Below are 23,915 nucleotides of genomic sequence, written 5' to 3'. Positions count from 1 at the left end.
AATCTATAACAGACTCCCATTCCTGTCAAGGGGAAATTTAAATCCAACTATTTTTAATTTCCAAGGAACGGGGATTGCGTTCGCCTGGCCATTGTGTTGCATATGATATAGAACATGATTTTAGACCAAACCAACGGCCAAACGCCGAAAAAACCACGTAAAACAGCTTGTTACAATCAAAACATCATTAAGTTTCATTTCATTTACCTTCATTTTCCGATTAGTTTACATCTACTTAAGGCCTTCTTAAGGCCCGGACACTATATTAGAAGGGTCATGAAGCCATTTTCCTTAGGGGGAAAATCCATGCAAGACCAACTCTCGCCGTTCCGCCGCGCTTTGTTTGCGCCCATTCCGCACACGCCGCCGGTCGAAAAGTTCCTGCCGCGCCTTGAAACGCTCCGTCGGGCGTTGGCGTTGGCGTTGGCCATTGTTATGTTTCACTCGCAGGTGCTCTGCGCCGGAACGACCAGCCTCCCCCTCTGGCCGTCCGCCCAAGGCGCCATCGCCCGCCCCGGCTTCTTGACCCGTTTGATCGCCCGCTTCGGCCGCAAAGCGAAACAGGCCCCCTACCTGTTCCGCGACAGCATGTCGAGCGACCGGCGGCGCCTGTTGCACCCCGAGGAGGAGTCCGGCGTTTCCCCGGACACGCTCAAGCGCCTGGAAGGCGCGCAAAACGGCCGGGCCGACATTGCCGGCCAAAATCAATTGAACACGGGTTTCCGCGACTTGGAAAACGCCCGGCGGCCGGATTACGCCACGGGCCCGGGCGCCCTGGGACAGATCAACGAATTGGAAAAAGCCCTGACCCCCGCGGATTTGGCGGCCAAGTCCATTCAGGAAGTGATCGAAGCCATTCGAACCAAAATGAAAAATCTGTTCGGGCAAGGCGCCGAATTCAAGTTCGATCTGAACAAAAACTTCGATGGGACCTATTCCCGAAGCTATTTGATCAACGGGCGGGCCCATCGGATTCTGGACGCCAAGGCCCGGAACCCCCACGGACTGGCCATCGTGTCCAACACCACGGACATGACCTACAACCGGTCCGGCTTGTTGATTTCGATGAACATCGAAAGCACCGATCCCAAGGGCATGCGGACCTATACGGAACGCAAAATGTCCTATCACGAAGGCGCGAAGGCGATGGTTCAGAAAACCCAGAAGATGAAGACCCTCGATGAAGTCACCACGACTCACACGGGGGAGAAAAAGACCTTGTCGCGCTGGGACATGACGTACGACGGGAACAACAATCTGATTCGGTTTAACGAAAAAGCGGTGGACGAAAACGGCGTTCAAACCGACCGCTGGTGGTACGGCGCCAAATACGACGGGCACAAAAACATGCTGTCGTATAAGGAACTGTCCCGCACCAAAGGCATCGACACGTACGTGGAATGGGCGGCCGATTCCTACACCACAAACCCGGAATGGACCGGCATCGACGATGGGACCACCGACGACTGGGGCCGCCAATCGCACTTCTTGACCGGCTACACCAAGAAAACATTCAACGGCGACGGCACCGAACAAACCGACATTTACCGCAACATGACCTACAACAAGTATTCCAACATGACCCATTTCGACCGAACCGCCATTGATTTCCAGGGCAAACCCTCCGAAATCGTTTGGGACGGCGGCTACGACCAATACGACCGCGCCACGGATTACGATCAGGTGACCACCGATTCCTTCGGGCATCAACAGCGTCTGGAATTCCGCAAAGCGGATTACACCATCGATGACAACATGATTTCCTACATCGAGAAGGTGACCGAAAACGGCCTCACCCGGGAGCGCCAATTCTCCAACGGAACCTACGATTCGAAACGCAACATGATCGGCTACAGCGAAAAGGTCATTGATTCCGCCGGCCGCGTTTCGAACCGGGTGTGGAGTTCCGTGGGCCCCGACTTCGGCTACAACAAAGGCGATTTGCGCGGTTACCAGGAAACGACCACGTTTGAGAATCTCACGGTTCAAACCACCGTGACCGGCATCACCTACGACGCCCTGTGGCACCGCAACGGCGGGACCGAAGTCAAGGTCATCAAAGGCATCGAAACCGATGGTCAGCCGGCGGACGTGACGTTGACCACCGTGACCACCGCCAAACCCGACGCGTTGGAAACCGGACGAGCGCCCAAAGACATTGAACTGGGCATCATCATGAACAAAAAACGGATTACGGACACGGCGTCCGTTCAAACGATCGAGGGTCGCGACAACGCCACGGGGGAACTGCTCCGGCAATTGACCGTGACCACGACGCGTTCCGACTTAACGCCCCAGGGCGACTTTTTGGAAACCCGCCGCACCAAAGGGGAGGCGGACGGCGAGGCGCTGGACACCGAAACAAAAACCCATCGCACCGGAACCGTGTTGGACGGTTTCGGCCGCCCCGTGACTTTTAAAGAAGAATCCATTCAAAACGGGCGCCCGTCGACTTGGACCGAACGCACGGTGGACAAAATTGTCCACAACGTGGACAGCAACATGATCGCCAGTCACGAAGTGTCGTTGAACGCGCTGGGCGTCCACACCGATCTTTCCCGGACGGGCATGGTTTACGACCAGCAAAACCGGCTGGAAAGCTACCACATGGAAACCGCCAGCGAAGCCCAGGGGATCCACTCGGGCTCGACGGTGGACCGCTCGAACATCGGATACAACGCGCTTTCGGACGTGACCGTTTACCACGAAGTGGTCGCGCGGTTGGGAACCACGGTCATCGACACCCAGGATTGGCACGGCCAATACAACGTCCTGGGCTTGGTCTCCGCTTCGAACCAAGTGACGCACAAATTGGGCGAAACCACGGTCAACGGGGTGGCCCAGCGGCTGGACGTGATCGAAAAGACGAGCACCTACGGAATGAAATACACCCGGGACGGCGTTTCTCTGGTGTCCTACAGCGAGGAATCCGACAGCACCGCCACCCCCGGCCTCCTTCAAGTGACGACTTTTGGCGGCGCCACCTACGACGAATTCGGCCGCGTGGCGACCTTCAATCAAACGACCCGGCGCGTCTCTCAAACCGCCGTGGGGCGCGACGCCAAAGGCCGCGCCGTCATCGATTCTTCCGCCGCCACGTTGGACAGCGTGACCACCACGGAACGTTCGGGGGCCACCTTTGACGCCCTCGGGGCGTTGACCGGATACACCGAAAAGACCACGTTGACCGACGGCCTGGGCCGCCCGGCCGGGGGAAGTCTCCTGCACCGGGACCACATGGTTTTTCACCCCATGGGCCAACTTCTCTCCTATACAGGGGATGAATCGCGCCTGGAATCGCCCGAGCTCACCACCGCCCTGACCTGGGACGGCCGCTACGACCCCCTGGGCCGTTCCGCGGGATTCACCGAAACCCGAACGGAACATTTGGCGGGAGGGGTCCTCGGCATCGTGACCGTCACCTCCCGGGACAACGTTTCCTACGACGACCTGGGCCACGTTCGCCACTACACCGAGTCGGCCAACCGCTCCGACGCCCCGGAACTCACCGGCCAGACCGACTGGTCGGCCGCGCTGTACGACAGCCGCGGCAACGTCACCGATTCCGTGGAATCGGTGGAAACGTCGGGCCGCACGACCGCCGGGACTTACGACGTCACCAAAACCACCCGCCGATCGGCCGTCGAAGTCGACGATCAGGGTTTGACCCGCACTTTCCGGGAAACCCAGTGGGATTCCTCCCAACCGGACGCGACCACCACGACCGACCGCCAATCGACCGATTTTGACCTTTTGGGCCGCGAAGTCGCCTCCGTCTCCCTTCGACACGAACTGGGGCAAACAACCACCCCGGACATTAACGGGGATTTCCAACCGATGGCCCTGGACAAATGGACCACGGTGATTCAATCCGGACGGGCCTTTAACGACGTTGGTCAGCTGACCTCCTCCCGGGAATTGAGTTTCGACGGCGACACCGTTAAAATCAACGGGGTCGAAACAGCCTGGAGCGGGATGTCCAACGCGCAACGCGCGGCCCTTCAATCGGGCGCCTTGATCGCGGACGAAATGGTCACCTTGACCTCCCGCACCGGCATCGCCTACAACGGCCGGGGTCTCACCACCGACTACAACGACGCCACCCGGGAATTGTCGACGAACCTGGACCACACGCGCTCCAACGAACACCGCAATGTGGCCTACAACGCCCTCGCCCAGGCCATCAACTACACCGACACCGTTCGGGACAACCTCACCCCGGGAATCACCGAAACCACCCACGTTCAAAACATCGAATACAACCGGTTCGGACAGATGATCGCCAACCACGAAACCAAGACCCAAACCGGCGATTTGACGTCCACGGTGGAGACCGACCGAAATATTTCTTACGACGCGGCCAGCCGGCTGGCCACGGAACACACCGTCGGCGTCAATGCCCAAGGCGTCACCACCGATCGTTTGTACACCGTGGGGAGCTACAACGGGTTCGGCCGCGTGGCCGCCGAATCGATCGAAACTCTCCAATCGGCGGAGGCGGGCACCGACGTCTTGACGGGCGCGCTGGTGACGGGGTTCAGCCTTTCGACCGTTTCAAGCAAAACGGGACTTTTTTACGACACGCGCGGGCGCTTGGTGGCTTCCCGGGAAACCAAGAAATCCAGCGACAAGCCCAGCGTCACCCTGGTCACCGACTGGAAGGCGACGGACTTGAACGCCAACAACCAAGTCACGGCGTCCGAAGAAGTCCGCGTTGAAACCAACCCCGCCGGCACCCACCGGGTGGAAACCACGCGCTCGAACATCCGCTACAGCCTGCCCGGCCAGGCCCAAGCCTACACCGACGCCATCATCACCAACGCCGACAAAATCACAGAGATTTTGGATTGGTCCGCGGACGGGTTCAACGGCGCGGGTCTGGCCACCGGCGTTCTGGAAGTGCGCCGGCGGTTTGCGTCGGGCAACAGCGCGCCTTTTGACGTCACTTCGACCCAGAAGAAATCCGATCTCGCCTACGACGCTTTCGGGAACTTGATCGGGTACCACCAGGACGCGTCCGCCACCGACAACCCGGCGCTGAAGCAAGCCACGGACTGGACCGGCACCTTTGACGCCTTCGGCCGACTGAGTTCCTTTGTCGAACAATCCCACCAATACGCCGACAACGGCGCCTTGGACATTCACACCTCGACCGCCCGGGACGGGATCCAATTCGACGATCAAAACCGGACCATCGGGTATGTGCAGCGGCTCACGGACAAGCTGGGCCACGTCGGCGTCACGACCTGGGCCGGGGAAAACGACGACCGCGGCCTTTTGGCGTCTTTCGATGAAACGACGACGGACGATCGGGGCAACGTCACCCACAAAGTCCAAGAGGACATCACCTACGACGCCGCCGGAAGGAACGCCACTTTCAAACAAACCGTGACCGACCCCCTCGCCACCGTAACCGTGACGGACCGGCGGGCGACCGGATACAACGACGCGGGCCTCGCGGCGGAAGTGGTCGAAAACACCGTGGCCACCGATGCCGCCGGCGTCCGCACCGAAACGCTTTCCACGCAAAAACCCATCCTTTTCGACAGCACCGGCCACGTGGATCAGCGCCACGAAGAAGCCTACACGTCGATTTTTGACGTCAACGGCGCCCTGGTTCGGGAATCCAACAAATCGACCGACATGACCGGCGGACTCTACAACGCCTTGGGACAATCGGTTCAATACCATCAGTTGGCCGTCACGACCAACCCCGACGGCTCTTTCAACCTGAGCGTCACCAATGATTTTTCGGGCGGGCTCTACAACACGCTGGGGGATTTGGTCTCCTTCCACCAGGCGGACGGCCAGCAAGGGTTCAGCGTCGAAACCCTGACCCTCCCGTCGAACTGGGACGATTTGGCCCTCAAGCCCGAAGAGCGGCTCCTTTGGCTCACGAACCTGACCTTCGTGGTGGGCGCTGAAAAAGAGAAAAAAGGCATCGACGAATTGAATTTGATGGCCCCGGGGTCCGAAGGGGAGACGATCCGTTGGAACGACCTTTCCTCGGCCGACCGCGTCCGCCTCCTGGCCAGCGGACAAACCACGCTGAACGGGGAAACCTTCCGTCTGGAGAACGCCACCGTCGTCTGGGACCTGAATACTTCGAACACTTACGACCAGTCGCGAATGACGTACAGCAACTACGGAGCGCTGGCCTCTTACCATCGTTCGGGCACAGACAACGGCGTTGCCTACACGCAAAATTGGACCGCCTTGGGCTTCGACCAGCACGACCGCGTGACCGGTTACACGGAAGACAACACCCGCGCGGGACAAGCCGACACCCATTTGACCCGCGACAACATCGTTTACGACAACCGGTCCCTGATCGCGTCCTACCGCGACACCTCCCGCAGCGACGCCACACCGGATTTGGTGACCGCGACGCGCGCGGACGTGACGTACGACGCCCTCAAACGGCAAATCGGCGTTTATCAAACGTCCACCCAAACCGGCCGGGACAACCAAGGGCACGCCTTGGACGTCGTTCAGACCATCGTCCTGGACGCCTTTGCCTACGATCGCTTCGACCGGTCCACCGGTTACGACGAGGTCCGTTTTCAAAGCGAAACCCTGAACCTCGGCGGGCAAAATCGGGCCTGGAATTCCCTCTCCGCCTCCGAAAAATCCGACCTTCGGTCCGGCGCGGTTAAGGCCACCGACCAATTGGTGTCCACGACCCGCATGTCCGGCATCGCCTACACGACCGAGGGGCAACAAAAGGGCTACGCCAGCGTGTCCCAAACCCGCGGGGTGTCCTCGACCGCCGCCTCCAATCTGCCCGGGGCGTCCAATCTCGTCGACGAAGCGTCCCACGCCGTTCGCGCCCGCACCACCTACAACAACGTCGGGCTCGCGGCCGAATATTGGGAAGGAACGTCCACGAACAAGGAAGGCGCCGTTCAATCGCTGAGCCACGTTCACGACATCAACTACAACCTGTTGGGTCAACTGGTCAAAACCATTTCCGATCTCCACAAAATCGGGCTGGACCTCGACCTCTTCCAAACCCTGCAACGGGACGGCATGGCGTACAACTCCTTCGGGCAGGTCATCGGTTACGTGGATCACACCACCCAAAACGGCCTCAACGTCGTGACCACGGTCATGGACATCGCCTACGACCGGGAAGGGCGCATCACCTCCTCCAAAAGCGTCGCGAACAAGCAGGGGGACGAACTTCAGACGTTTTACAACGTCGGAGGGACCGATTTGACCCCGGTGCAATTGACCGCCTTTCTGGAAGCGCACCCCGGCAAGACCGTGGCCGACTTGGTGACGTCCGGCGCCTTGAATTTTGAACGTCGGAAAGTGGCGGTCAACGAAACCATTGTTTCCGTGACCACCGATTTAAAATACAGCAAACTCAACCGGGTTCTTTCCTCGAAAGAGACGGTGTACAACACCGACGGGACCACCTCCGTCAACGTTTTGTCCGAACTGGAATACGACGCGCAAGGGCGGTTGGTCGCTTCCCAAATGTCCAACCACCAATTCGGGCCTTCCCAGCAGTTGATTTACCAGCTGGACGGGGTCGAACTCGACGCCCAAGCCCTGGCGACCCTGCTGAAAGCCGAGGACGAAAAGGAAGGCGCGCCCAGCACCGGCACCACGTTCTGGGAACTTCTCAAAAACGGACGACTCTCGGTTCGATCGGTGGACGTCCAATTCGACAAAACGACCAGCACGACCCGAACCGACATGCAATACAACGAGAACGGGCAGCTGGCCCATTATCGGGACGAAAGCGCCGATCCCGAAAACCGCATTCAAAAGCAAGTGAACAACGTGGATGTGACCTACACCATGCGGGGATTCGTCCACACCCAGACCACGCGTTCCCGAATCGACAACACGGACGGCGGTTGGACGGAATCCACCGGCGTTCTGACGTTCCATTACGACAACGCCACCGACCTGCTTCTGGGCGCCGAATCCCACTCCACGTTCACCACCCAACCCGCCCAAGTGTGGACGGACGAAAATCAAGACGGGGACAAAGACGCGTTGGTGTGGCTGCCGACGGTCACCGGCGCGTCCCACCAAACGTTCGGCGCGGTGAATGGTCAAATTCGCCTTTTGAACCAAATGTCGGAACAAAATGTCAAAAGCGTTGACAATTCCAAAGGGCTGACCCGGTCCATCACACAATCCGTCTATCAGTACAACGCGAAGGGCCGTTTATTGGGTTCGGTCTCCACGGGTCACACGGTTGGCAACGATGGGTTTGACAACCTCAACGAGGGTCGCCTCCAACAACTCTCCATCGTTATTAACGGTGAAATGAAAACGATCATCAATCATTCGGACAACACCTCCAAAACGGCCGAAGGTTCGGAAAATCGGTCGGTCTCGGATCTTATTTACACCTACGACGCCCTGGGTCACGTGACCGGCGCGGCCGGACGTGGGTGGACGGAGGGTCAAGATCGCGGCTGGTCCGACCCCGAACATCTTTGGCACGACGGGTGGACCGACGGCAATAAAAACGGAAAGGTGGACGCCGACGAGATCGACCACAAAGCGGCCGATGGCGTGGTCCAGGACGCGGAAATCGAATGGGTGGATTCCAACGGGAACCGATTGAACGACGCCGGCCAGTTGGTCGACACGGGATCCTCGACGGGATCGATCGTGCAGGATTACGCGGTGTTTGATCGGGAAGTCCGCATGGTCCGATCCACCACCGTGACTCATCAGGCGACCACGGGGGAAAACGAAACCGACCAGACCGTTGTGACCGATTACGCCTACGACGCCGCCGGCCGCATGACCGGAGCGCGGTCCGAGGGGAAATCCCACACCCTTCTTCGCGGTTGGAGCGACACGACCGTTCCGCCGGACGGGGTGGCCGATAACGTCATGAAAACGGGAGAATCCGAGAGCACGTTCCGGCAATCCTTCGTGATTCTGTACGGCAACGCTAAAGTCTCGAAAACCGTCAGCGACAACCGAACCACCAACGTCAACGGCAGTGAAAACAGCGGGGACATGACCACGACCTTCACTTACGACAAAAAGGGTCTCCTTCTCGGGGCCACAGGGCTCGGGCACTCGAAAAACGCCGATCGGGGCTGGACGGACACCACCGTCCCCCCGGACGGCCAAGTGGACGAATTGATCGTGACGGCCCGGAATCAATCCACGATCACGCAGGAGTTTCGGGTCATCAACGGCCAGGCCAAAGTTTCACGATCGGTCACGGACACGTTGTCCGTTGATCCAAACTCCGGCCGTCCCATTGAGAGCGACAAAGACCGTTACAGCCATTCCGTTTCCACCGTCCTGAATGTGTACGACGGCGTGGGCCGCGCGGTGGCCGCGGACGGGCACACCGTGTTCAACGCCACCAGCTGGGTCGCCAACCAAACCGCCCCCGATTCGTTGTTGGAAAACGCCGTCTCGGCCCCCGCGGACGCCGGCGCGCCCGTTGCGGAAAAGCTCACCACGGCCAACGCGCCTCAAAACCCGATTGAGTGGCAAACCGTGTTCGCGTCCGGCGTCACCCAGCAAACTTACGTGATCATCGGGGGCCAGGCGCTCGTGGAACACACGTTCACGGAGTCGACGAACAACGCGGGCGCGACCCTTTCCGTGACGGTCTCGGAAACGACCAATCGCTACGACGCTCCGGGCCGGTTGATTGGCGCGGTCGGCGGTTCGCGCACCACCAGCGAGACCGGGCTGATGTACGACGGGAATAAAATCCTTTCGGCCAACACCGCTAGGGAAAACGAAATCCTTTACGCTCTTTCCCCGCTCCGGGCCATCGTGGAGGCCTGGTCGTCTTTGGCGGCGGGCGCTGAGGCGTCGGATCTCACGGCGGAACAGCGCACCTTTTTGGAACGCGTGGTGGGCGGCCTCACCGCGGTCCTCACCGCGGCCGCACCGCTCCTGGCGGAGTTCGATGGGTTGACGCGAAAAACGGCCTTGGCGCCGGCCGACGCTTCGGCCTCCAACGCCTCGGGCGCTCTGAATTTGGACCTCACCGACTTTCTGCCCATTTTTTCGACCTTAAACAGCCTCAACGAAAAGTTGGTTTCGGAAGTGGAAAGCGTGCTGGCCTCCCTGGCGGGCCAGCAGCCCGCCGGATTGTCCGGCGCCTTTTTGTCCATTGCCGAGGGCGTTGCCCGGTTGATGGACGTGCGCAAGGCGGCGTCGACCGTCGTTTCGTCCGGGGGGTTGAAAGGGGCGCCCAAGCAGTACACGGAGTCCTCGACCCAAAACACCTACGCGGTGGTCGCCGGCCAAGCGGTGGTGATCGCCGCCAACACGAGTTCGGACACGTCGGCCGGTTTCGGGGCCAACGAGGCCAATCCCGTGAGCGCCACCCACACGGAAAGCCGCACCGATTACCGCTACAACGACGTCGGGTTATTGCTGGGCGCGAGCGCCGCCTCCGACAGCCGCACCACGAACACCGTGCTGAGCGACGGATCCCCCCAAGTGGTGGTCAGCACCGCGAGAACCGAAAGTCGATACACCGTTATCAACGGGCAGGCCCAGGTGAAGGATTCGATCACCCGATCCCACTCGGAAAGCGCGGGCGGGGCCACGGTCACGGACAACTCGTCCACCACCTATTACCGTTACGACCGGGAAGGGCATTTGATCGGTGCCTACGGCCAGGGGGAAGGGACCACCCGGCAGTTGGTCGGGAACCACGGCGGCACGGCAGTGCAAGTCACCACCAACGCCACCCATCAGCGTTACGGCATTTTCTGGGGACAGGCCATGGTCACGGAAACAGTGACCGATGCCACCACCGTTTCAAACGGCGGATCCGTCAACACGACCTCCCGCTCCATCGTGAAAAACGATTACAACGGTTTCGGCATTTTGATCGGGGCCTCGGGGCAAACGCACGCCGAGACCGCGGTGAACGTCCTCACCACCACCGAGAACGCCGCCGGGCAACCCAACGTCGGGACGTTGACGCAGAAAACGGTCTCCGACACGATCAGTCGTTACGTCATCGTTTTGGGACAGGCGGTGGTCGCGCAATCCCTCACCCACTCCTCGGGCCAATCGGGAGCGACCGCGTCGGGTTCGACTTCCCAGACGAATTATTTTTATAACGACTTGGGGCAATTGATCGGCGCGAACGGCTACAGCACCTCCAATTCCTCGACCGGCCTCTGGAGCGACCTGAACGCGGACGGCCACTGGGACGCGGGCGAATCCTTCACCACGCCTGGTTGGGCCCAAACCACGAACACCTACCGCATTGTTTGGGGACAGGCCGTTGTGTCTCAGACAAAATCCATTTCCGGATCGCGGACGGCGGACACGCTGATGGGCTCCGCCACCCAAATGGATTACGTGTACGATTCCCGGGGCATTTTGATGAGCGTTTCCACCCCCACGGTGTTCAGCCAAAGCAAGGAATTGGTGTGGGGGAAAGACAAAAACGGCGACGGCAAATGGACTCGGGATCTCGAAGATCCAACGAAAGACGAATCCGTCGAACAAACGACCGTCACCTCCACCTCCAACGTTTACGACGTCATTTGGGGCCAGGCGGTCCTGGTTGGGATCGTGTCCAACAGCGTCGTCCAGGTTCCCGGCACCACCACCTACCAATACGCCGCGGTCAATTTCCAATACAACGCCAACGGGCAGTTGATTGGAGCCACGGGCTCCGGAAATTCCACGTCCTACACGCTGACCGACGACAAGCACATCATCGTCACCTACACCACCAGCAAAAACACCTATGGCGTTTTCGCCGGCCAGGCGCTGGTGACGAAGAGCGAGTCCCACACCGAATCCTATTCCAATTACGAAGACGCCAAGCTGGTGGAAACCGCCGAACGCTACGGTATTTTCAAAATGAAACCCCTTCCGGCCATGCCGGGCTCGGCCGGGGACTCCATCGACGAGAAGTTTGATCGCTATGTCGCGGAGTCCAAAGACCTTTGGACCGTGAAATCCCCAGAGTTCAATCAATTCTCGGGCCTGGACAAATTCGACGTTTCCACCGCCGTCAGCGCGTCGGTCGACGACAACGTTGTGATCAACGCCTACAACTCCCTTGGCCAGCTGATCGGGGCTTCGTCGAAGAACACAACGATACAAAACGTCCGCAACGCCGACGGATCGGTCATCACCTCGACCGTGAACACGGAAAACCGCTACGTGGTCCTGCTTGGCCAAGCCCGCTTGCTGGAATCGTTTTCCCTGAGCGTCACCAAAACCGACAACAGCATCACCACCACCCCCAGCCGGGTCCGTTACGAATACAACGACATGGGGCAACTCATCGGCGCTCGCACCGTCCACAAAGACGGGGAAACCGGGGTTCGCATCACGTACAACGCCGACGGCACGGAAAGTAAAACGGAAATCGAAGTCGACAACGCCTACACGATATTGAACGGCCGGGCGGTGGTGGCCAAGTCGACCACCAAATCCACGACCACCTCCGGGGCCGACACCACGGTCAACATCGAGGAAACGAGCTACCGCTACAACGAAAACGCCCAAATGTCGGCGGCGAGCGGGCGAACGGTTTCCTCCCGCACCGAATCCAAAGTGAAGGACAAGGATGGAAACGAGAAGGTGGTCGTCACCGTGGGCGATCCCGACCACGCCGGCACGACCGTTTTTGCGGTGGTTTGGGGTCAAGCCGTGGCCGTTCGGATCGACAGTTGGCAGACGACGTATTCGGGATACGACGGGTCGGACTTGTCCCGCGCGGCGGTCGAAACCCACACCCATTCCATCACCGAAAATCAATACAACAAGCTGGGACAACTCCTTCACACCACGGGCCGGAGCGACGGGTTCACCATCACCCGCTACGCGGACAGCACGCCGAGCCAAGCCGTGTCGCGCGAATCCCGACAGGACTTTTCGTCCGAAAACGTCTATACGATTCGAGCGGGCCAGGCTCTGATCGTCGACAGCGTCACCAACAGCCGCCTCGTCATGGGGGCCACCACGACGGTTTCCACCAGCCACACCCATTACAACTACAACGGCAAAAACCAGCTGGTTTCCGCCTCGGGAGGCTCCTCCGCGGACACGACCCAGGAAAACAGCGATACGTCCCTGCAAGTCTCCCACAGCGACACCACGTCCACATACGTCGTTCGATGCGGAAAAGCCGTCGTGAGCGATTCGGTCACGACAACGAATTCGCACGTCGACACCCGCACCGCGGCCGATCGGGCCGCCGGCGTTCCCGAAGCGGGGAACGACATCAACGAAACCACCGCCACTTCCGAAATGCATTTCAACATTAACGCGTTGGGTCAAATCACGGGGGCCACGGGCACGAGCGGAAGCGACACCACCTCCCGCGTGTTCACCGACAAGAATCGAAACGGGAAGGTGGACGCGGGCGAGGAAGTCGACGTTCCCAGCCACTCCACGACAAAAAACGACTACGAAATGCGCTGGGGGCAGGCCGTCCTGGTTCACACCGAAACGACCTCCACCAACGAATTGGCCGCGACCAGCTCGGTCAGCACAAGCAAGATGGACTACCAATACAATTCGAAGGGTCAGCTGATTTCGGCCAGCGGAACCACGGACACCACGACAAGCACGCGGAACGCCGACGGCACGGTCACGCGGACCCCCAGTCGGGCCAGCAACGTTTACGCCATCGTCTTCGGCCAAGCGCAGATCGCCCGGACCACCGTCAATTCGTCCACCGCCGCTGGCGCCAGCAACACGGGCGCGTCCAATGTCACCGAGTATTTCTACAACGACAAAGGACAGTTGGTGAGCGCGCAGGGATCCGGATCGTCCTCCACGACCACCTACAGCGCCGACTACAGCGGTGCCATCAACCGGGTCAATTCCGATAAAACGCGCGAACACATGACGGAGCGGGTTTCCCCGGATGGCACCGTGACGTTGAACTACGAGAAATATGACGAAACGGGAAAACGCATCGTGTGGGGCACCATTGTGGAACGAACGGGTTCAAGCGGTAAAGTGACGGTCCACTCCACCGGAAAATACATCGACGGCAAAAACACCGATGGAACCGACAAAATCGTCGACGTCAGCGTTGATTCGAACCCGATTCAATCCACCACCGATTCCCTGAAAAAAGGGATCACGTTGACGAACGCCAGCACCTCGACCTCCAATTCAAACACGACGTACAAGATTATCGCCGGACAAGCCGTCGCCATCCAAACCACCACATCGACGACATCCACGAACCTGGGGACCGTTTCCACCAACGTGACGACGGTGATTAACACGTACAACCAGCGCGCCCAATTAATCGCCGCCTCCGGGCGGGTGACCGGGTCTTCGACGACGGCCTACTGGAACGATTTGAACGGCGACGGCGTTTGGCAGGAAGACAAAGAGACGGAACAGCAGACCTCGACTTCGGCCGGCTCCATCGAGTATTTGATTCTTAATGGCCAGGCCGCCCAGTCCGACTCTCACATGGAAACCAACAGCGATATCGGCGCCACGCATTCGCACACGACGGCCGACACCCATTATTCCTACAACGATCTCGGCCAATTGACAGGAGGATACGGGACCTCCCACACCGATTCAACGACAACGTATTTGGACGAATCGGAACAGAAGGGTGTGTTTGTTGAAAAGATCGGTCGTTCCACCTCCGACACTTCCAGTTCCTATATCTCGATTTGGGGCCAGGCCGTCGTTTCCCAAGCCGTGACCACGACCGCGACCGACTCGGGCGCCACCCACAGCGCTTCGACCATCACCGTGAACTACTCCTACAATTCGTCCGGCCAGTTGATCGCCGCCGAAGGCCATGGAACGAGCCGCTCCGAAACGAGCGTTTGGAACGACAAAAACGACGATGGGGTGCAGGACGTGGGGGAACTGGAACTCCAGGTCACCGATTCGACGATCACGAACACCTACGACATCATCGGGGGTCAAGCGTTTGTCTCTTCCTCCACATCGGATTCCACGACGGTGGCGGGCGCCTCAACCACCCATTCCGTCTCGGTCACTTTCACCTTGTATAACGAGAAAGGCCAGGTGATTGGCGCTCGGGGCGAAACGACCACCGACAACACAACGAAATCCCTGACGATCAAAGCCGGAGAAATCGCCAAGGAATCGGTGCAAACGAACCACAGCCATTCGGTCAGCGAGTATATTGTCGTGGGTGGACAGGCGGTCGCCGCTCGCACGAAGACGACGTCCACGATGGTGAATGGAAACGTCACCACCGAATCCACCTCTTACATGAATTATCACTACAACGCCCTCGGCCAACTGGATTCGGCGACGGGATCGTCCAGTGGGACGAACAAGACCCGGGTGCACAGCGAACCCGACAACGACCCGGCGACCATCGATCCTCCCGAATGGTCCGATCAAATTTCGGATTTTTCCAGCACCAACGTTTACGGCATCGTCTGGGGCCAGGCCCAGTTGATGGAATCGACGACCACGTCCGGAGCCGTTACGGGGACCAACGAGTCCCACACCACCTCGCACATCGCCTATCGCTACGATTCCCAGGGCCGGTTGGTGGCCGCCACCGGTTCGGCCCACACGACGAGCGCCAACGAGGTTTTTAACGACACCAACGGCAATCTCGTTCAAGACGCCGGCGAAGTGGTTAAACAGCGGACGACCAGCGATGCGATCAACACCTACGCCATTCACTGGGGCCAGGCGGTCGTGACGAAATCCGTCACGGATCAAACAACCCGCACGGGCATGGTCAAGGACGACCCGGCCACCGCCGCCACCGTCACCACGAGCAAGGCTTTCATGTTCTACGCCTTCAACGATCTGGGCCAATTAACTGGAGTGACGGGTTATTCCGACGGCAACGTGCATCAGCAATACATCAACAAAGTGCCCCGCGTCGTGTCGTCCACCTCATTTGATTCCGACGCCTTTTCCGAATTTCTTTCCACGTGCCTTTCGGATTCCCTCGCCACCGCCTCCGACCTTTGGACCCCGGGCGGCGGCGTGGCCGCCGTTGCGCGCGGGGTGTCCAAGGCGGCGGCAAACCTGAATTCGTTCTACCGGACCACCAGTTCGGTGGTGTACGACAACGTCGTCACCTACACCGACACGCCCCAACACACCGCGAACACCTTTGACGTCATTAACGGCCAAGCGGTGATGGTTCGCACCGCCACCCATTCGACCGCTCCGGCGGGGGCCACGCAGTCCTCGAGCGACTCGACGACCTCCTACACCTACGATTACGGCTCCGGGGCCCTCCTCCACGTCACGGGAGACAATTCAAGCGCCTCCACGACGACGTTCGCCGATGGCACCTCCTCGACCACCAATTCCCGAACGACCAACCTGTTCCTGGTACGCCAAGGCCAAGCGTTGCTGATGTCGGCCGCCACCACGTCGATCACCGACGGCCCGGGCAATCATTCGACGGGCACGAACACGACCTACTACACCTACGACGCCCGGGGCATGATGATCGCCGCTCGCGGAACCACCCGCGGCGATTCGACATCGCAGGCCTACACCAACGGCGTCCTCGAAGACCAAACCAACCACACAACGGGCACTAACACCTACGCCATCTTGTGGGGGCAGGCCATGTTGCTGGACAACGTGTCCCACAGCGTGAACGATTTCAAGAACGTGCACACCGAGACGGACAGCCTCGTTCACTACGCTTACAACGTCCAAGGCCAAATGACCGGAGCGACGGGGATCAACGACGCCTCCTCCACCACCACAAACGCCGACGGATCGAAAACCCACAACTTCAATCATGTCGAAAACGATTACGCCGTTTACTTCGGCCAAGCCCAAATCGCCGCCTCTCTGGGCCGAACCGCGTCCCATTCCGGCGATCTGACGGCCGCGGAAAGCGCCGCCGTTTCCTCCAAAATCCTCAAATCGCCCCTCGGCCGCCAGGACGGCCTTGTCGACACGGGCGCGGCCACTTGGACGGTTTACCAATACAACGCCCTGGGCCAAATGACCGGGGCACTCGGGGGCTCAAAATCCGTCACGCAGACCTTGAACAGCGATGGGACCATCGGTCTTTCCGTGGCCACGACGCGCAACGATTACATCGTGATCGGCGGCCAAGCCCTCGTTCGAGAGAGCCGCACGCACTCGACGGCTTACAGCGGTTTCGACCAAACGTCCGCTCGCTGGAATCTTGTTAACGCACAGGCGGCGGCCGTCACCGTTTCCGATACCACCACAACGAACACCTACGACGCCGTGGGTCGATTGACCGGCGCGAGCGGCGTGATATCGAACGGTGTCACTTCCAGCCTCAATTCCGATGGGACGCAATCGTCCACCTATTTCCGCGGGGTCAACACCTACGCCGTCATCGGCGGCCAGGCGGTGGTCGTGAGCGCCCAAAGCGATTCATCGACGGTGTCGGGCGCCACGACGACGACCAGTCATTCCCTCACGAATTACACCTACAACGCCTTGGGCCAATTGACGGCGGCGTCGGGCAGCTCGACCGGCAGCAGCGATACCACCTACATTGAAAAGTCCATCGACGTATCCGGGAACGCCGCCTATTCCACGTCGGCTTCGCGCACGACGATGTCGTCGGTCATGACCTACCGGGTGGTCGCGGGCCAAGCGCTGGCCACCCGAATCACGACGACCTCGCACACTTCGGGAGCTGACTCGTCGTCCGACACCACGAGCCACACCTTCAACACCTACGACTCCCGGGGTTTGTTGGTCGACTCCCGTTCCGATTCCACCACCGATTCCGTGACCCGGGTCTGGCAACGCGACACCAACGGAAACGGCGTTTTTGACGCCGGCGAATCCGGACAACAAACCGCCCACATCACGTCGAACACCCAGAACGCGATTGTTTGGGGTCAAGCGGTGTCGTCCCGCACGACTTCGCACACCCGCTCCGCGTCCGAAGGGAACGTCAACGTCACGGAATCGGACTCGGACGTTTCCTACACCTACAACGCGCGCGGGCAATTGACCGGGGCGGTGGCCCGCCCCACCACGGGAACGACCACGGCGACCAACGCGGACCAATCGACCACGATCACTCGTTTCTCAACGGCCAACGACTACGCGATCGTGGCCGGACAAGCCGTCGTTTCGCGTTCCGCCACGCGTTCGACCACGAACGCGGACCGGACCAACACCACGACCGACACGACCACGAATTACGAATACAACGCCTTGGGCCAACTAACGAGCGCCGGGAGCACGGCCGACAGCACGTCCATTTCGCAGGTGCCGGACGACCGATACGGCACCATGGAACGACGGGACCTTTCGCACACGACGACCGTCATGGCCATCCACAACGGCCAAGGGGTCGCGGGACGAAGCGTGACGACCAGCGACTCCTACTCCGGCTACGCGGGCTCGAATTACACGGCCGCCATCAACCACTCCCACAACACGTCGGGGACGCTCAATGAATACAACGGCGCCGGCCAGCTGGTCCGGACCCGGGGCGTGTCTTCCGGTTACGCCGACAAAAAGAACGCCGACGGCACCGTGAGTCATTCAGTGCTCTCGGGGGACACCACCTACGTGATTGCGGGGGGACAATCCGTCGTAACGGCCACCCACAGCCGGACCACGACCTACAGCGCCTACGACGGGTCGAATTACGGCACCGCGCGGGACATTTCGACCAGCGAATCCAACACCGGTTACAGCGTCGATTTTTACGGCCGCGTGATTGGGGGCGGGACCACCTTTTCCTCCACCCAGCAGACGCTGGACTCCGATGGAGCGTCGTGGACTTATTCCTACACGAACGGCTGGTCCAACTTGATCGTGGTGGCGGGCCAAACCTTCGAGAAACACACCGAATCAACGACGACCCACTCCAATTCGACCGGATCAACGACCAGCGTCGTCGATTATCAGTATTCCGGCAGCCGCCTGACCGGAGCCACCGGGCATTCCGAGGGAACGACCGGGGAAATTATTTGGAACGACGCCAATCGCGACGGGGTTTGGACCGGCAACGAAACGGTCATCGAGTCGGGAACGACCCGCACCGATAACACCTACCGCATCATCAACGGCAACGCTGAAGTGGTCCATTCGCAAACCCACAGCAGCAGCGGCGCCGCCGGCGACGCGTCCCGCGAATCCGACCAATCCATGGATTTTGTTTTCAACGGCGTCGGTCAGATGACCGGCGCTTCGGGGCATTCTCACTCGACCAACAGGGAAAACGTCTACTCCAACGGCGGCTTGGTGGCCCAGCGGGTCGTTGCGGATTCGGATCAAAGCTACGCCGTCGTGTGGGGGCAAACCGTTCTTGCTTCCCAAACGACCAACACGACCATCACCACGAACGGCGCGTCCGACACCTCCCGCAACGTTTTGAACTACACCCACAACGCCGCGGGCCGGCTGACGAACGGCAACGGCACCACCACCTCCACCACCCAGCAATTCAACGACCCGGACGGGAACGGGAGCGGCACGTGGACCAGCGTTACCAACACTTCCACCTTGACGCAAACCTACCAGCGTTGGGGTGGCCGGGACCAGATGGTCTCCCAACGGACGCAAACCTCCGGCTCGCACCCCGACGGGTCGACCGAGTCCCAAGACCTCACCATTTTTAATTCGTTCAATCACGCGGGGCAGCTGGTTGGGGCCTACGCGCGCGGAACGTTTCATAGCACGGACGGCGAAGGGAACACGACCCGTGGGTCCCTCACGCAGTATTTCCGCGTATTGAACGGGCAGGCGAAAATCTTCGTTTCGACCTCTGTTTCCGACACCACCGGGCAAGGGAACAGCCATTCGGAAGTCACGACTAATTATTCCTACGACGCCCAAGGCCGCCTGACCGGCGCCACGGGGTCCGGCACCGTGACCGGCACCAGCGTTTCCGAGGACGGGCGGAAGAGCAATTATTCGGGGAACATCGCCCAGACCTTCGTCGTCATCAACGGCCAAGCCTTGATTAAGGCGAACACGTCGACGACGACGAGCTACTCGGACGAAGAAGGCATGGGCCGTTACACGACCACCTCCATCACCACGACGTACTCCTATGACAGCGCGGGCCGGATGATCGGCGCGGAGGCGGACGGGACAATCTCAATTGTCGGAGTGGATTCCCGCAAGGCCAATGGAACGACCCAATCGGTTTCCAGCGAGTCCTGCATGGCTTATTACCAACGGTATGGCGCCATGCCGACCGGGTCCAGCTCCACCTCCGGGTGGTCCATCGTGGGCGGGTATATTTCGGGAAGGGGCACGATTCACCAGAAAATGGGCATTTTCGCGGGTTCGGCGAAAATATTGGAATCGTCCTCGCGCATCGACACCGTGGCCATTTACAGCGAATCCCAGTCGAGCGTCTCGAGTACGGTCGGCACGCCCACTTACAGCTACGACTGGGAAAGCGGCGGTTACGTCTCCGACGGCGATGGATCCATCGTGACGACCCACACCACGACGATACGCGATACTTCAATCGATTCTTACAGCAATTCCCTGGAAACGTACAAGTATGACTCCAACGGCCGTCGCATTGCCGGTGGAACCGTCCACACAGACGGTTTTCGAAGAGGGATGGGGCACTTTACGTCGGACCGCACCGTAACGGCCTTCAACAGCAGCGGGCGCACCTCCGCCTACGTCGAAAATCGATGGGACGAAGGCAAAGGGACCTCCCACACCGAGCGTAATTCCATCACCTACAACTCCATCGGCCAGGTTTATTCCTACAATGAATCCTACTCGAAGAACGGCGGCGTCCCCGTCAGCGTCCAAGTCCATTGGACGTCGTACGATTCCAAAGGCCGCGAATACCAGAAGAACCAAAGCGTTCAGTGGACCAATTCCACCTACGGCATGGTCCCGGGAGTCAGCGACGGGCGTGTGAACGGCTGGGTCAACGGCAACGCCAACGTCACGATCACCAACGCCTACGACAACGCCGACCGCTTGGTGGACCAGCAGGCCAGCGGAACGGTTTACAGCGGCTACAACGCCAACCAGGCGCGCTACGAAGGGTATTTTTCAGCTTTCGGATTCTCTTCCCACCAATACAACATGAAATACGACGTCTACGGGCGCCTGGTCTACAACGACTACTCCAATTACATGCCCGGGCTCACCACCGTGGGCTGCGGAAAAAACTGCAGCAAAACCGTTAACACCATGTTGTGGACCAGCGGGGGGACCAGTTCCTCGGACTTTGACGAATTCGGTCGCGCCCACCGGGTTTACAACTCCTATTCGAATTCGGACGGGAGCAGCGGATGGCAGAACACCTACGACATTGTTTTCGATAACGCCACCGGCAACGTCCTGAGCCAGAACGAACAATACCACAGCTACTCGCCTCCCGTGGGCAAGGGCGGGGGCACGGTGACCGACGGATTGAAAATCGTCACCAACCACTACGACAACCGAAACGAACTGACCTCCAAGGACGAAAACAAGGTGTGGGAACACTCCGAAACCCTGGGCGGCGGCGGCGGGTGCATGGACGGCATTTTCGGCAAGTTGCTCATGGCCGTCATTATGATTGCCGCGATTTATATTGGCGTGGGATTCGCTATTAATTTCCAATGGGCCGCCCTTGGCGAACAACTGGCCGCGGGGGCGTCGTTGCTTGACGCGGCGGCGGCGGTCACGGTGGGCGGCGTTGCGGTCGGGGCCACCACGGTCCTTGTCTGCGTTGCGGTTTCCACCTTCGTCGTGAGCTTCGCTATGACTTACATGATGACCGGCAATTTGGAAATGGCTTTGTTGTCCGGGTTAATGGCCGCGGCATCTTCCGTGGCGACCCTTTACATGGGAAGCGCCTCGTTCATGGGCAACGGGGAGGCGGGCGCGGCGGCGGGCACCGGGCAAAGCGCCCTGGGATCGAGCGAAGGTTTTCTAAATGAAATGGCAGGCAGCATTTCCAAAAACATCGCGAGCGTATTCGATGTGACCGGCAAAGCCGTGAACGTGATCACTGCGGCGGTGAAGGATTTTGTCCGGCAGGCGATCACCATCGTCGTTTCGGACACATTCCAACAATACGCCCCCGATCTTGGTTACTTGACCGGCGCAATTACACAAGGCCTCCTGGCCTTTGGCGGCATGGGCGACCTCTCGAAAATGCTGGACTCGAAAGTCCTATTGCAGAAGGCGGCGGTGATCGCGGCCGGACAATTGGTCGATAAAGCCCTCGGCCCCAAAAACGGCTGGATGAGTTCGCTGTTGATGGTTGTCGTTGGCTTTACGCAGGGTGGAACGTCGGCGGAAGGGTTTTCTCTTCTCTCCCCTTCCAAGGGCGACCTGTGGCGCGGCCTGATGAATTCGTTGGCGACCAAAGCCAATCAACTGCTTCAAAAACGATACGCCGGCGAAATGAGCACCTACTCGAAGATCGTCGACGGCAAAGTCGTGGGCTCCAAAAGCACCGCCGTCGGGTTTCTTCTGACGGACAGCGTTCGAAACATCGGAAACTTCCTTGGCGAACAAGCGGCGAGGTCCTTTGCCCCCGTCGAAAGGGCCCCCAGCGCGAAGGCTCAATCCACGATGCAGGAAGTGGCCCAAGCCAACCTGCCGGATAGTCAGCTCGGGCTCCGTCGGATGGCGGCTTCGGACCTGGCCTTGACGGCCGTGAACGGCGACCGGGCCGCTGGGGCAAGCTTTCGGTCCTCCGATGACGCCCAATCGGGCAATCAAGAGCGTCGGGCGACTTTAAGCGACATTGAATCCGGCAAATTCAATAAAGAGTTGGCCGGCAACGCGGACTTTGTGGCGGCCGCCAAGGCCATTGGGATCACCGACATTGCGTCGCAATTGTTAAAAGACGCCTTCAATCCCATCGACTTGATGATGCAATCCTGGAGCCGGGCGGACCGCCAAGCCTACGAGGTCACGGACCCCCGATCGGCCACGGATGGGCAGTTGCGCATGGCCGTTCTGGACCTCGATAAATTGGACGCCCAAAGCAAAGCGAATCTGCTTTCGCTGACCAAAAACGAACTCAAGGCCTTTTTCGAAAGTTACAACCCTAAAGAGATTGTTGGGCAAATCAAGCTCGGTCTGTTGGGAAGCAACAAGGTGCTTGTTTTTGAAATCAAAGGATCGGCCATTAAAGACCCGGCCACCGCCGGTTTCATTGACCGGGCCCATCTTAAAGAGTCGGTTGTTCGAGTTGTCCACGACATGGATTCCGGCAAGATTTTCCTCGATCTCACGAAACAGTTCGGGGATGGCAAGATCAAAGACGCCAAAGGCGCTGAGCAATTCATGGGCTTCCTCAAAGCGGCTTACGGTGAAAAGTCCGAATTATTTAAATCGTTGGAAGCGAATCTCAAGGCCTTGGGAGGCGACGAATTCCTTAAAGGCGCCACGGTTAAAAAGTTCCTGGTCTCTGTGAACCAAGGCGTTGATGGTTCCGTTGAGATCGGCAAATCCTTCGACAGTTTGGATGGCCGTTTACAGCGGTTTGCGAGCGGATTGGGCTACGGCAAAGGCCAAGAAGTTAATTTCCAAATCGACCTCAAATCCGGAAGTATTTTTCTCCTGGGCCGGGAACCCATGACGGTGGCGAATGTCACTTCGGACCTGACCGCTAAATTGCGCTCCTCGGGCGTTTCCGAAAGCGATGCCAAGGAAATCAGGAAAGCCTTCAGCGACGAGGCCGGCGCTTTTACGATGGGCGTCGATTTGAAACTCACCGCCCGCACCATGGAAAACGGGACCATCGAAGGGGCCCGGGTCCGTTTTGAGGGCGATGTGAAACTGGTCAATGATTCGACGTTAAATCTCGGCGGCCTCGGGAGCGTCGGAGGCAAGGTCGCCTTCAATTTGACGGTCGACCAGGGCAAAACCGCCGTGGGCGATCAGATCGACTTGAAACTCAACGGCGAACAAGCCAGCACCTTGATTCAAAAAGTGCAAAACAACGAAATCAAGCTTGATGGTCGCCGGCTGAAAGCCATCTTAAAGGAACTTCCAGAATCTTGAAGCCAGTG

General features: G+C 59.4%; 1 protein-coding gene. It reads left to right on the top strand.

What is annotated here, in order from left to right:
• Positions 1–306: 306 nt before the first annotated feature.
• Positions 307–23,907: a hypothetical protein gene (locus IPP68_03790; GenBank protein ID MBL0349485.1), complete on the top strand. Its 23,601-nt coding sequence runs from the start codon at positions 307–309 to the stop codon at positions 23,905–23,907.
• The last annotated feature ends 8 nt before the right edge of the window (positions 23,908–23,915 follow it).

Source organism: Elusimicrobiota bacterium (genome assembly GCA_016722575.1).
Taxonomy (GTDB): Bacteria; Elusimicrobiota; Elusimicrobia; order FEN-1173; family FEN-1173; genus JADKIY01.
The sequence above is the reverse complement of the archived record's forward strand: the minus strand, read 5'-3'. Positions and strand labels throughout refer to the sequence as shown.

What these genes read in the sequence shown, in the direction of transcription:
- IPP68_03790 (MBL0349485.1), top strand. Translation starts at nt 307, where the DNA reads ATGCAAGACCAACTCTCGCCGTTCCGCCGCGCTTTGTTTGCGCCCATT.